This is a genomic window from Planococcus plakortidis (assembly GCF_001687605.2).
GTDB lineage: Bacteria > Bacillota > Bacilli > Bacillales_A > Planococcaceae > Planococcus > Planococcus plakortidis.
The window spans coordinates 2,257,575-2,271,563 of the sequence record NZ_CP016539.2; the positions used below are offsets into that span (position 1 = coordinate 2,257,575).

The window sequence follows — 13,989 nt, forward strand, 5'->3', positions numbered from 1 at the left end:
TATCCCCATATACGGGGTGATTTTGCTTGTTCAATGGAGCTGTTTTTCTGCAAAGCGGCCGATGATCCACAGGCGCAGCGCCTTCCCGTTATGTGCGTTCAACATGAGGATGATCCACAGCACCAAGCCGATCGGCATCAAGAACACTTCAGCCACCCACCCTGTCATCGGCATCATGCCGGCTGCTGTAAACAATGTGAAAAAAAGAATCGAGACATACACGGACTGGAAAGCGTGGTAACGGACGAAACGATTTTCCCGCTCGACCATCAGCAGGACGAAGCCCGAGAAAAACCCGAGCAAATACGCAAGCGATCCTGCGACATTTTCCGAAAGGCCAAGCCCGGTGATGGAAGGCTGGGTGCTTGGCGCTTCCCGGCTCTGCTTGAAGATGGTTTGCTGCTCAAAATCGACAGGCGGTTCATTCGTCATCTTGATCTTGTTCTCAATCATCTGCTTTTCCTCCTTGAAATCTGTCTTCCTATCGGTTAAGACCCATACTAAAGAGAGCAGGTTAAAACAAAGTTAAATAGTTTCACTAGTTTCATTTATCTAAAAAATTAATTTACCGTGGCGCTTTTGTCCTGCATGCTTGGCCAGATCTTCACCAATTTCGGGAACTAAAAAAGCCGATCGCTTTTGCCTTTTCGGCAAAACGATCGGCTTTCCCTTATTCAATTCGTGAACTTATATCCGAATCCCCGGACGGTCTGGATATAGCGCGGGGTGGCCGGGTCGTTCTCCACTTTCCGGCGCAGATTGCTGATGTGGACCTTGACCGTCTGGACATCGCCTTCTGAATAATAGCCCCACACTTGGTCGTATAATTGTTCAGCTGTCCAGACACGGTTCGGTGTCTGGGCCATCAAGAGCAATAATTGAAACTCTTTATGGTAGAGTTTCACGGGCTTTCCTTTCACGTACAGCTCACGTGAATCGACATGGATATGGAGATCCCCGAATTTCAGGATCGACAGTTTGTCCTCTTCCCCGCTTTTCCAGCCGTTGCGCCGCAAGATCGCCTTGACGCGCGCTTCGAGTTCCGTGAAGTCGAAGGGCTTGGTGATGTAATCATCGCCACCCACTTCAAGCCCTTGTATTTTATAGGCGAGTTCTTTCCGGTAGCTGACGAAGAGGATCGGCGTCTTGGTCCGGATCCGGATCTTCTCGCACAATTCCAAGCCGCTCATGCCGGGCATTTCGATATCCAGCAAAATCAGGTCCGGATTTTCTTTGGACAGCACATCCATCGCCTCATATCCGTCTTCGGCCTCGATGATGTCATAGCCTTTCTTCACCAGGAACAAACGCATCAATTCACGGATACCGTCTTCGTCTTCGACAATCAGTACAGTTGCACTGTTCATGAATATCCCTCCCATGGGTTGTTAGTATCTCAAGGGCAGGGCAATGAGGAATGTGCTGCCTGCGCCTTCTTCACTTTCCGCCCAGATTTCGCCTTTATGCGATTGGATGATTTCCTTGGCAATCGCAAGGCCGAGCCCGCTTCCCTTGTAATGCACCGATTCATCGATCTTGAAGAAGCGGTCGAATATATGCGGCAAAGCCTCTTTCTTGATGCCGCATCCATTATCTTCCACACGTATGATCAATTCGCCATCCGCTTCTTTTTCATCCAGTATCGTCACGCTGTCATGGATAGTTGCCGACAAAATGATGCGCCCTTCTTCCGCCGATGTATGCTTGACCGCGTTCCACAACAAGTTCGAGAACACCTGATCGACACGATCGACATCGACCATCAGCCGCCAGTCTGCAGGCCGTTCCTTTCCATCCGGCCCTACAAACCGGAAGCGCCTGCCGCTTTGCGCAAGGTCCGCTTCCATGGAAGCCGCAATCCGCTCGAGCCAATCGTCGAGCTGCAGTTCCCCGAAACGCAGTGTCATATTGCCCGATTTGTATTTCGACAGCTCGACCAGATCCTCCGTCAAGCGCTCAAGCAATAACAGTTTTTTGTGGATCATATCCAAATAACGGGGATTGTTCTCTTCGATCAAACTTTCCTTCACTGCCTGGATATAACTGTGGATCAAGGTAATCGGTGTGCCCAATTCATGCGAAATTGCCGACAGCATCTCGTTGCGTGATTTTTCGACTTCCTGGATTTCATCATTCACCGTCAATAAGTTCATGTTGGTGATCTCCAATGCCATCGTCCGCTCCTTGACATTGCGTTCAAGGAAGAAATTCAAATTGGTGATTTCCTGTGTCATGCTGCGGAGCGTGGCGAGCGTTTCCACCCTCATGAAAAACTCTTCGACATCGCATGGCTTCACCAAATAATCGTTGGCCCCGGCACTGAAGGCATTGGCTTTTTCCTTGACCCCCTCTTTATCGGACAGCATCAGGATCGGCAATTCCGTCAAGGTTGCATTGACCCGGATCCGGCGGCATAATTCATCCCCTGCCATATCCGGTAGCTCATCATCGAGTATGACCAAATCCGCTGGCCGATTATCCAGATGAACGAGGGCTTCCTCACCGCAACTGACCCCTTCCGCCTTATACCCTTCCCCCTTAAGCTGGTGGGCCAGCATGAGGCGGTTGACTTCTTCCGCCTCGACCACCAAAATGCGCAAACCTTTTTTGACGTTCTTTTCCTTGATCAATGAATCTGCCAGTTGTGAAGCCGTCAATTCCTTGATTTCTGTCGGCGGGGCAGGTTCAGGGTCCCGCTCCTCTTCGGTGAGTGGCAAGGTGAATGTAAAGGAAGAGCCTTTACCGGGAACTGATTCCGCTTTCAGCCAGCCCCCCTGCAATTCCACAAGCCGTTTGGTGATCTTCAACCCCATCCCGATGCCCAGGTGGGGCGTTGCCGAGTTGCCGATCGGCTCGAACAAATTATCCAATTGCTGTTCTTCCATTCCGCTTCCAGTATCTTTAACAGTTATGGCGACCTGTTTTTTGATGATTTTTGCAGAAACGGTGATTTCTCCGTTATCCGTATGCTCCACCGCATTGCCGACAAGATTGTAGAGCACTTGGCGCACGCGCTCCGGATCGGCGATCGCTTCCGGGAAATCGGCAGGTATTGTGTGCTTCAGGCTGACCTCCCCTGATTTCAGCAACGGTGTACATAGCCGGATGACAGAATCGGCAACGTCCGGCAGCTTCACTTTCTCCAGATGCAAAGACAGCATATGGTGTTTCGGCCCTGAAAAATCCAATGTTTCATTGATCATTCTCGCCAGCTTCTTGCCGGTTTCAGAAATGGTTTCCAACTGCTGGATGACGGATGGCGGCATTTTGCTGTAAGCGGATTCTTGAAGCGATTGCGCTATCCCTACCATTCCGTATAAAGGCGTCCGCAAGCTGTGGGACGTGATGGCGAGCAATTCATCTTTGCGTTCGTTGACTTGCCGAAGCCGTTCGATTTCAATGCGCTGCCTTTCAGCGGAACTGCGCTCACGCTGAAACCTCTCCTGCTCCCTGATTTTCTCTTTATCCCGGAGCGCCATTGCAGCGCAAATGACAGCCAACACCCCAAACAGGAAGATGAAGCCTTGCGCAATCATGGTGATCGGCAACATTCCCGAAACATACAATGCGTTCAAGACCCCAGCGGCTAAAAAGAACAGTAAGGACAGCGCATAATAACGGGCATGCACCACTCCCCTTTTCATGCCATGGGCCGCCAATGAAAGGCTGGCAAGCAAAGTGACACCGAGTGCCAGCGTCAACAGCAGCCTCGCCCATTCGAAAGAAATGAATAAGGTGGTCAAGATAACTGCATTGGATACGAGCAGCGATTTGACCATCCTGTCCGCTTCAGGCAAATGCCGCTTCACATTCAATAAACCTTCCGTCAGCAGCGTAACCGACAGCCCAGCCAACCCGACCATGAAGAACACGCTATAGCCATTCCATAAATCCAGCTCCGGCCAGATCACATCCAAACTCAAGCCGGCTGCAGAGGAAAAAAGGAAAAAGGCCGTGATGGCATAAATGACAAAATACAAATAAGCACGCTGCCGGAGGGCTATGAACCGCTGGATATAATAGAACAAAAACATTAACCCAAGCCCGCCAAGCACACCCACAAAGGCGACCTGCTGCCGCGTCTCCGCCTCGAATGCTTCCCGCTCCCAGACTGTAACCGGCAATTGGATCGGCTCTGATGATTCCACGCGCATCCAATAAATGGTTGCTTCACCGGACGGAGGCGTTATCGGAAAAACGGCCGTCCTATGGATGATTTCGGATGCCACTTCCTGGCCTCCCTGCACAACCGTATACCCTCCCTCGCCATCGGACGTGTACAAGCTCACTTGATCGACACTTGAAGAGCCCAGTTCGAGAAGCCATTCCTTTTCGGCTGGAGCCTGGTTTTCCACTTCCAGCATGAGCCAATACACCGACGGGCTGAAACCGATATTCAAGGGAGTATCGCCGGCTGGCATGAAATTCCACACATGCGGGGCTTGTTGGATCTCCTCCATTTGCAGACCGCCTGATTCATCTTCCAGAACGGAAAGCTGGCTGCCTGCAGCAACTTTTTCATGATGGCCATCCAGGACAAGCCGCTGCCCTGAATCGGCTGCTATGTTCATGGCGGCACACCCTATCGCCATACAGCATATTAGAAAAAAGAATAGAGCTGAGTAAATTTTCTTCTTTGAATAACTCATGACACAGCACCTCTTTTATCCGAATAATCAGATATTTAAAGTTCCCGGCAGCTCTTTAAGTGGAAAATGCATTGAAATAACCACGTTAATCATTTGTCCTAAGGCAAAAGATTTAATTTTTATTTCTCAAATCCATTTTATGTATATTAACTAGGTTTATTGATTTAACGAAATCATATCATTTATCACAGGAAATGAAAACCATTTTAATTTCCGAATATTCAAATATATATTTAGCACTACAATAAATACACCTTTTCCAATGGCTTAGTTCGAAAGCATTAAAAAAAGCCGCAAGCTTCCGCTTACGGCTGCAATACCTTATTTTCGTTCGCGGCGCTCCCTTTCGCTTTATACATCGCTTCATCCGCACGCCTTAAAATCGAGGAAATACTTTCTTCAGCAGAAGAAGCTACAGCGGCGCCCAGACTGAAATTGGCCGGGACGGAAATGCCGTCGACGACCAAGCCGCTTGAGAGCGCTGAACGGATTTTTCCTGCAGCTGCATGTGCCGCTGCATCCGTCGTCACCCCTTCCAGAACGACGAGAAATTCATCTCCGCCCATCCTCACAGGAATGTAACCTTCTTCATCCAATTTGGCTAATCGTTTTGCGAATTCCTGCAATACCATATCACCGAAATCGTGCCCGTACTTATCGTTGATACCCTTGAAATCATCGAGGTCCAATAATGCCAGGGCCACCCTGCCATCCGTCCGCTCCTGGGCTTCCAATTTGCGCTGGCTGTATTCCTGAAAATAGCGACGGTTCGGCAATCCCGTCAATGAATCATGGAATGCATAATATTCCAGTTGGGCTTCGTATTTCTTCTGCACTGAAATATCCCGCACGATCATGACCATATGGGAAAATTCGCCTTTCTCATCATAGACAGGTGTCCCATTCATCTCTGCCCAAATCCATCCGCGCCCCGGATGATCGAGGCGCAGCTGCAAGGAATAAGGCCCTGCCTTTTGTACAGCCTCCTGAAACTGCCGATCCACAAGTTCCAGATCATCCGAATGAACATTGAAGAACGGTTCCCGCCCAACTGCTTCTTCAGATGCAATGCCGAAAATCTTCTGGCTCGACGGAGAGACGTATAAATACTCCTTTTGTTTGTTCATCAAGACGACCACATCGTAAACATTTTCTGCCATCACCCGGAAATTCTTCTCGCTTTCCAAATATTTACTGACCAGGAGGTCCAGCTCGGTCATATTTTTCGCCATCAAATAATAGCCTGTGACCTCCCCCCGCACACTGATCGGGATGAATTTCACCAAACATCCGATAGCCTCGCCATCTTTCGGTTGGAGGCTTAGGCGATGGTCTTTATAAAGACCAAAGGCCGCTTCCTCGAATATTTCCTTTGACTTCACCCGTTCGTTTTCCTCGACCAGCCCGCAGAAATCCCTTCCGGCCAATTCACTGATCGGCCGTTTCACAAGCGCCCTGGCCATCCGGTTCCCGCCATTGACCTGCCCACTCAATGTCAGGGTGAAGACGGCATCCCCATTGCTTTCGAACAATGATCGGTATTTCGCATTACTCTCTTCTAAACGGGTCAACGCCTCTTCACGCGCAAGTTTTGCCAGCTTTTCTTCCGTCACATCATTGACCACACTGACGATGTGGCTGCAACGGCCGGACCCGTCCAGCATCGGCGTCAAGCGCGACTTGGAGTAACGCAGCTCCCCATCCGGGGCATAATAGGAATCTTCATAGAAAATACTCTCCCCTCCAGCCAGGGCCAATTCATAAAAATGAATCAGCTGTTGCGCAATTTTGGGTTCATGCACTTCCCGGAAAGACTTACCGAGGGCGGAGTCATCCATCTGTGTATTGGCTTTGACCGCTTCGTTGATGAATTCGTAAACACAAGCTTCCGGTTCGACCCTGACAATGAAAACCATCTCTTCTATTCCTTCAAGCAATACACGTTCCAACGCCAATCGTTCAGGCCTGCTCCCCATCTCCAAATCCCCCAATTCCGCGTGATGCCATCGACTTATTTTCATTTGTTTTGACTTCTTTAACATCTTATCAGATTTTCAAACAAGCAGGAACTTCCGGCCCAGCCCCCAAACACGGCATAAGCCAATCATATCCGTATCCGTTATAATGGAATCAGCTTCAAACAGCCGGATCGTCTTGTGTTCATTCCCTGATCGGGACGAGAAAGGAGAACCATTATGTGCTTGATCAACCTGCAATACCAACAGCATCCCCGCTATAAATTAATTGTCGCCGCAAACCGCGATGAATTTTACGGCCGCCCCGCCGCGCCCGCCCATTTCTGGGAAGATGCGCCCGGGATTCTCGCAGGCCGTGACCTTAGCCAGATGGGAACCTGGCTCGGGGTGAACAAATCCGGACGCTTCGCTGCACTGACCAATTACAGGAACCCTGGACATATGGTGGCCGGAGCCAAATCCCGCGGCGAACTGGTCACTCAATTTCTTGATGGCCATATTTCCCCGGAAGATTATCTGAAGGCTATCGACGACAAGGAATACGCAGGGTTCAATTTGATCGCGGGCGATGCCGAGGAGCTCTATTATTATAATAATATTCAAGGTGAACCGGTAAAGATCCCACCCGGCACGCACGGATTGAGCAATCATTTCCTGAACACGCCCTGGCCGAAAGTCGAGCGCGGAAAAGAAAGACTCGAGGCATATGTATCGGTGAATGAACACGTGGAACTCGACCGCCTGTTTGAAATTTTAGCGGATGCCGAACAAGCGCCCGACCACCTGCTCCCAAAAACCGGAGTCGGCCTGGACTTGGAACGGGCGCTGTCCCCCATGTTCATCAAAATGCCCGATTACGGGACACGATCGGCCACGGTGTTGCTCATCGGCCATGACGGGCTCGTCACTTTCGCCGAAAGAAGCTACGAAAACGGGGAGTTCCGCGAAGATCGCGAATATGAATTCCGGATACCCTAACCAGCAGCTGGCGAGGTTTAAGCCTATCTCCGGAGAAGCAACTCAATACGTTTATTAGTACGGCTGGAAGCTTCAAGCTTATTAGCCCAAAACGAACCCCAAGCGGATGGCCCGCTCGGGGTTCGTTCATGCTTCTATGCGAAATCGACGCCCATGCTCTCGAACAGGCGCTTGTATTCAGGATACCAGCGCTCCCATTCAGACGTGCGTTCGATGCCATGGCCGTCTAAAATGGCTTCCATGATATCCAGCGCCACGTGCCATCCCGCTACGTCCTTTGGGGTCTGCCCTGTAATGTCCGGCAAGGTCTCGACCATCTTCACCCTCGTTCCTTGGCCTTCCGGGGCCAGCTCGAAATGCACATGATCGTCTCCCCATTCAAAAGCGAGCACTTCACCTTTTTTATACTCGGTAATCGGGAATTCCTTCTTTTGCCCGTGGCCCATTTCCAGTGACAGATGGCCTAATTCGCCTTCTTCCTCCATTTGGAGCCCTGAAAACCAGCGATGGATTTTGCGGTTGTCTGTCAGCATCGCCCAGACTTGTTCTGGGGAATGCTCGAAATACCTGTTGAATGTTGCATTGTAGCCGGTAGGATTTTTGGTGATTTCCGCTGTCATTGAAATTCCTCCTCCACTCGTCTTTATTACTAGTATACCCAAGTTCCGTGTGATTTCTATGTAAATCGGGTATATTGTGCGGGAGGAGCTGAAAACGATGAGATTGGGATATGCATGCATGAACACAGAACTTAAGACGGTTTTTCGCACATTGCGCTTAGCCACAGCTGAAAAAGAAGGAACCGAAAAAATAAAAGAATTGACGATCCAGAATATGGAAACTACTTTGGAAGTGATTCGCTGGAATTTGGAACAAGGGATCCTATTTTACCGCGCATCCAGTTCCATCGTTCCTTTGTCTACGCATCCCATCAACGATTGGCGCTGGTGGGAAGACGAAGATTTCCTGGCGATAGCTGGGGAGATCCGGCAATTAGTGGACGAGCATGGAATCCGGGTTTCTGTGCATCCGGGGCAGTATACGGTATTGAATTCGCCGAAGCCCGAAGTCGTGCGGAAATCGATCGAAGACCTTGAATACCACGATAAATTGATCCAATTGCTCGGGGTACGGATATCATCTTGCATACAGGCGGCGCTTACGGAGATAAGGAAACCGCCAAACGGCGTTTCGCCGAAAATTACTTGCAATTGTCCGGCAGCATACGGCAGCGGTTGAGGCTGGAAAACGATGATAAAACATTCACATTGCGTGATGTGCTCGATGTGCACGCCATCTGCAAAGTCCCAATTTGTTTCGATATCCATCACCATAATTGCAATAATGACGGCGAGCCGGTCGATTTTTCGGAAATCATGGCTACATGGGAGGGGTATGGAAGACCGAAGATCCATATCAGCACCGGCCGCGAAGGGTTCACCGACCTGCGCCATCACGACCTCATTTCCGAAGAAGATTTTTCTGAATTATTGAAGCTGGTCGAAGGGTACGAAGTGGATATCATGTTCGAAGCGAAATTGAAGGAACAGGCTGTGCTGCCATTTCTCCACAAACTCCAAAACCAATAGCAAACCGCCTGAATGGCCAAATGATGGCTGTCCAGGCGGTTTTTTTATGCATCTAAGAGTTTTGGAAACTCCAACGTGAATTTTGTGCCTTTGCCGACTTCGGATTCGACTTCGATTTCCCCGCCCATCTGGTTGACAATGCTGTAAGTGACCATGAGCCCGAGCCCTGTCCCTTTCGACTTATTCGAAAAATAAGGTTCCCCGAGGCGTTTGAGCTGCTCTTTTGTCATGCCGACGCCTTCATCTGTAATATGCACGCAGATCGACTGTGCAGACGTTTCCAGCTCGACTCCCAGCCTCCCCCCATCCGGCATCGCTTCGATCCCATTCCGGATGACGTTCACAAGAGCTTGATGGAGTTTTTGCGAATCGCCCATAATGGGACTGGATGAATCTCCCGCCTGCACAAGGATCTCCACGTTCCTGGCATTGGCATACGGCGTCATGATCTTGATGACGTGGGATAGTTCGGGTTCCACTTCAATGCGTTTCAGTTCACCATAAATCGGCTTGGCATAGACCAGGTAATCATCGATCAGGTCCTCGGCTACTTTGATTTCCTCCAGGATGGTTTGCTGGAACTCCAACTGTTTCGCACGCGGGTACTCATATTCCTGAAGCAATTGGACAAACCCTTTCACGCTCTGCAGCGGATTGCGCAGTTCATGGGACACGGCCGCTGCGAAATGGCTGACCGTCTCCATCTTTTCATGGCGCATGAGCGACTGGTATAAATACTCCTGCTTCTGGAGATGTTCGATGAGCAAAGCAGTCAATATGATAATGCCTCCCTGATTGAGCATCAGCATGAGCCAAATCCCAATCAAATCATGGATCGGATCCCCGAAAAAGAAATAGCCTGCAAATAAATTGAATAACAGCGAGACGATCGAAATGGAGAACACGATCACAGCTTTCAACCAGCGATTGACTTTGCGGTACAGCGGCCCAAGGAAAGGAACGCCCGCTGCCACTAACAGCTGGTTCAAGATGGCGATATACATGCCGTCCCCGCCAATGGCGATGCGCCCCACGGCCGATACGATGAACAATACCGCACTGACAAGCGGGCCCCCGTACAAGGCGCCGACAATCATCGGCACTTGCCGGAGATCGAATATATAATCTTCTGTAAGGAATTGGTACGGGAACACCATACATAGGATGATGGAGACCGAAAACAGGATCGTCATGGTAATCCGGTGGCTGACAAAGAAGTTTCGCTGCCCGGCAGTCACGAACATCTGATAGAGGATGATCGGAAAAATGATGAAGAAAATATTGTTGATCATGCCGGTCATCATCGCTTCCATGTGCGAACCCCCTTTTACCGTTTCAGATTACCATTATACCGAGAACTCCCCCCAAGCTTCCAGCTATTTTTAGCAATCTTTGTATGGATGGCCGATCGCCGCCCGTATTTTGGACAAGGTCCGTTCCCTGCGCTTCTTCATGCCGGATAAGCTAAGGCCATAAATCTTTCGCAATTCTGTCAGGCTGTATCCGTCTATATACATCTCCTCGAGCAGCTTCCGTTCTTTCGGGGTCAAGCCGGCCGCATCCAGCCAATCGGGCAACTTTTCAGCCACCCATTCCACCGCTTCTTCCTCTTCAAGGAATAAATCGGAATTCTTGACCTTTTTGCCTCCTTTTTGGCGCCTTGTCAATTCGTCTTTCATCGCGCCTTTGATGCTGCGGTAGGCAAACGGCGCAAAATGGCCGATTTCGGGATCGTGCTTTTCCCAGGCCTGCCACAATGCGATAAACCCCAATTGGCGGAATGCGTCATAGTCGGCATAAATATTCAATTTGCGGATAAGCGATGAGATCATTGGTGCATATTGTTCGGCCACTTGTGTAAAATCTTCCATTTCCTTTTCCTTCTGGACGTCCTATTATTCCCGGGTGAATACAGCTTATGAAAGCTTGCCATCCGCGTCCAGTTCGGAATCTTCCTATAATTGGAATTTGGTTTGGATAAAAAAACCGTTTCTGTTTACTTATCCTTTAGCCGATTCCATATTTTTAACAATTTACACCTAGAAATTTTTTTCGACAGGGAGCGATTTTTATGTTCAGCCAATTAAAAAAATGCCCTCCCGCTGCCGGCAATGATGAGCAACGGGAGGGCATTTTTTTATGCGGCGTGGTCAGCGAGCAATAGAATGAATAATTCAATCACCCAGGCGTCCCGGGTTTTCTTTTCAACGGGATCGGTCACAAAAAAAGCCATATGGCCGTCCCATATTTTCGTTTCGCCCTCGTAGCGCAACGCTGCCGAAAGCCCTTCCCTTGCCAGCCAGTCCGCCAAACCGTCTGCAGAAGACCAGAAATGTTCAGGCGGCCCCTTGTGGATAGCATGGGCAAAATCGCCGCCCGGCAAATACCCTGAAATGATTCGCTGATCTTCAGGCAGCAGTTTTTTTGTCGGGATGCCTACTTCAATCAGCCGATCCTTATCTTCGTCCAGGCACCAGAAACGGATAAACGGCAGCCCCGCAGGCGATTCATTGCGCGCACTTAACCAGGCCAATACTTCGGCAGCGAGTTCAGGGGCTTCACCGATATGCCCTGAAACTTTCGCAGTGATGCCGACATAGGGCTGTTCACTACGCGCTTCAATCGTCGGTTCATTCATATAATGCATGCATTCCCCTCCCGTTCGGTCATTTGCTATTCCATACCCGCCACTGGGCTTTTTCAGTCACGGATCTGATTCACTCCCGAATTCTTCGGCCGCAAACTTCAAGCCACTAATAAAGATTTCTTCTAGGCTTTCTTTATTTACTGAATTTTCAAACATAATAATAGTTTTTATAATGGAACATGATATAATAAGACTATAAAAACCCTATATTTCAGAACGTTCAAGAAAGGCATAAGCCTTGATTCACACAGTTTTTTCCACATACATAAGCCGTCTGACGGCTAATTCAAACAAGGGGTGAGCAGAATGTTATCCAAATGGAGCAAGTTGCTGGCTGTTGCAGGGTTATTGCTCTTTTCACTGCTGTCGTTCACTGGTCAGGCTGACGCAGCCTCCTCAACCTTCGTCACGAAAGGCAACACGACCAGTAAAGTCGTCGCCCTGACTTTCGATGATGGAGCGGACGGGACAAACATCAATAAAATCCTCGACATCCTGAAAACGAATAATGTCAAGGCCACTTTCTTTGTGACCGGAACCGGCCTCAATCATCACCCAAGCTGGATCCGCAATATCGCGAACGCCGGACATCAAGTCGGCAACCATTCCTATACGCATCCCGATTTCACGAAAATCAGCATCGCTGCCATGCAAAGCGAACTGGCAAAAACGGAAGCTGCCTACAAAAATATCACCGGCAAATCCACCAAACCGATCTTCAGGGCACCATTCGGCGCTTATAACGCCACCGTCTTAAAAGGCGTTGGGGATGCAGGGTACACACACACCATCCAGTGGAATATCGACACGGTCGACTGGAAAGGCATATCTTCAACCGAAATAACGAATAAAGTCATCAACAACATCGTGCCGGGCTCCATCGTGTTGATGCATACAGGAGCAGGCGCACCCGGAACGCCAATTGCTTTGCCTGGCATGATCAGCAAACTGAAAGCGAAAGGCTATAAATTCGTCACTGTATCCGATCTATTGAAATTGCCGCCAACCGGCGGAACGACCTATACGGTCAAAGCTGGGGACACGCTTTACAGCATCGCCAAAAAATATAATGTCACTGTCGCAGCCATTGCGAAAGCCAACAACATCACCAATTACAATTTGATCCGCGTCGGCCAAGTCCTCGTCATCCCGGGCACGACTCCACCGGCGCCACCGCCGGCAACGACCGTAAAATACACTGTTAAGGCTGGGGACACGCTCTATAGCATCGCCAGCAAATATAATACGACGGTTGCAGCTATCGCATCCGCCAATAAAATCACCAACGTCAACCTCATCAGCGTCGGCCAAGTCTTGATCATCCCGGTCAAACAAGCACCGCCGCCAGTGACGACGGTTAAGTATACGGTAAAAGCGGGGGATACACTTTACAGCATCGCCAGAAAATACAACACGACCGTCACCGCCATCGCCAAAGCGAATAACATCACCAATGTCAACTCTATCCGCGTCGGTCAGGTCTTGATCATCCCACGCTGACATCGGATACAAGAAAAAGCCATCCTCGGATGGCTTTTTTCATGTCTTTACATAAACGCATATCGATTGGCTGAATTATGGGCTTGGGCTTCTCTGGTACAAGAAACGTTTATACAAGCGAAAAATGATGGCCGCCATCCCCAATAAAAAGACGATGGCCAATAGAGGGACGATGAAAATCAATATCGGCGCAACCGTGGCGGTGAGGTCTTCTGCAACTGACACAGCAGGACCCATCAAGGCTGTATCACTCACTCCCTTGACCGCCGTCAAAGTGGAATGCGATGCGGTAGCTACACCACCCCCGCCTATGATGGCAATCGCCCATTCGAGAAATGGGTTCATGTCTCCGATAAACGAGGCTGTCAATAATATTCCCGCTAAAGCCGCGACCGGCGTGGAAATCAATTTCATGAACGAGCCGACCGCCGGAATATAATTGACCAGGATTTCGAATATCATGGCTGCACCAAATGCGATGAGCGCGGGTGTACTGCCAACCCAGCTGAAACCTTCAGATAAAGTGATCCAATCCACCCGTTCGAAAATCCCGGTAATCAATAATGGGGTGAAAATACGGAATCCGACCGTCGCGCTTAACGCAAGGCCGATGAGTATCGCCATTAACGTCTCCATTCAAGCACCTCCAG

Annotated in this window: 11 protein-coding genes and 1 pseudogene; 3 read left to right on the forward strand and 9 right to left on the reverse strand. The window is 49.6% G+C overall.

Annotated elements, in window-relative coordinates; genetic code table 11:
* Positions 1-30 precede the first annotated feature (30 nt).
* The 4 genes from BBI15_RS11425 to BBI15_RS11440 form a co-directional block, all read right to left on the reverse strand.
* Positions 31-453: a DUF4870 domain-containing protein gene (locus BBI15_RS11425; RefSeq protein WP_084632840.1), complete on the reverse strand. Its 423-nt coding sequence runs from the start codon at positions 451-453 to the stop codon at positions 31-33.
* Between the two features lie 221 nt (positions 454-674).
* Entirely contained in the window at positions 675-1,367 is a 693-nt protein-coding gene (locus BBI15_RS11430) for a response regulator transcription factor (protein WP_068869678.1), read from the reverse strand.
* A 21-nt stretch (positions 1,368-1,388) separates the two neighbouring features.
* Positions 1,389-4,571: an ATP-binding protein gene (locus BBI15_RS11435; protein ID WP_167358038.1), complete on the reverse strand. Its 3,183-nt coding sequence runs from the start codon at positions 4,569-4,571 to the stop codon at positions 1,389-1,391.
* Between the two features lie 383 nt (positions 4,572-4,954).
* Positions 4,955-6,670: a sensor domain-containing diguanylate cyclase gene (locus BBI15_RS11440; protein WP_167358039.1), complete on the reverse strand. Its 1,716-nt coding sequence runs from the start codon at positions 6,668-6,670 to the stop codon at positions 4,955-4,957.
* Between the two features lie 174 nt (positions 6,671-6,844).
* On the opposite strand from BBI15_RS11440, the gene BBI15_RS11445 reads away from it, so the two are divergent.
* The gene (locus BBI15_RS11445) at positions 6,845-7,603 is read left to right on the forward strand and encodes an NRDE family protein (protein WP_068869680.1); all 759 of its coding nucleotides are present in this window, start codon (positions 6,845-6,847) and stop codon (positions 7,601-7,603) included.
* Between the two features lie 134 nt (positions 7,604-7,737).
* On the opposite strand, the gene BBI15_RS11450 is transcribed toward BBI15_RS11445, so the two are convergent.
* The gene (locus BBI15_RS11450) at positions 7,738-8,223 is read right to left on the reverse strand and encodes an SRPBCC family protein (RefSeq protein ID WP_068869681.1); all 486 of its coding nucleotides are present in this window, start codon (positions 8,221-8,223) and stop codon (positions 7,738-7,740) included.
* Between the two features lie 118 nt (positions 8,224-8,341).
* Between BBI15_RS11450 and uvsE the strand changes: the two are divergent.
* Positions 8,342-9,192, forward strand: a pseudogene (uvsE, locus tag BBI15_RS11455) (UV DNA damage repair endonuclease UvsE).
* Between the two features lie 44 nt (positions 9,193-9,236).
* On the opposite strand, the gene BBI15_RS11460 reads toward uvsE, so the two are convergent.
* The 3 genes from BBI15_RS11460 to BBI15_RS11470 all read right to left on the reverse strand — a co-directional run bounded on the left by BBI15_RS11460 (position 9,237) and on the right by BBI15_RS11470 (position 11,839).
* Entirely contained in the window at positions 9,237-10,505 is a 1,269-nt protein-coding gene (locus tag BBI15_RS11460) for an ATP-binding protein (RefSeq protein ID WP_068869682.1), read from the reverse strand.
* A gap of 69 nt (positions 10,506-10,574) precedes the next feature.
* Positions 10,575-11,063, reverse strand: coding sequence for a sigma-70 family RNA polymerase sigma factor (locus BBI15_RS11465; RefSeq protein WP_068869683.1), 489 nt, complete (start codon positions 11,061-11,063; stop codon positions 10,575-10,577).
* Positions 11,064-11,329: 266 nt separating this feature from the next.
* On the reverse strand, positions 11,330-11,839 hold the full coding sequence (locus tag BBI15_RS11470) for a GyrI-like domain-containing protein (RefSeq protein WP_068869684.1): 510 nt from the start codon (positions 11,837-11,839) through the stop codon (positions 11,330-11,332).
* Between the two features lie 306 nt (positions 11,840-12,145).
* On the opposite strand from BBI15_RS11470, the gene BBI15_RS11475 reads away from it, so the two are divergent.
* On the forward strand, positions 12,146-13,339 hold the full coding sequence (locus BBI15_RS11475; protein ID WP_068869685.1) for a LysM peptidoglycan-binding domain-containing protein: 1,194 nt from the start codon (positions 12,146-12,148) through the stop codon (positions 13,337-13,339).
* Between the two features lie 75 nt (positions 13,340-13,414).
* Here the strand turns inward: BBI15_RS11475 and BBI15_RS11480 are convergent, their stop codons facing one another.
* A complete protein-coding gene (locus tag BBI15_RS11480) occupies positions 13,415-13,975 on the reverse strand; it encodes a DUF4126 domain-containing protein (protein WP_068869686.1) in 561 nt (186 codons plus the stop codon).
* Positions 13,976-13,989: the final 14 nt, after the last annotated feature.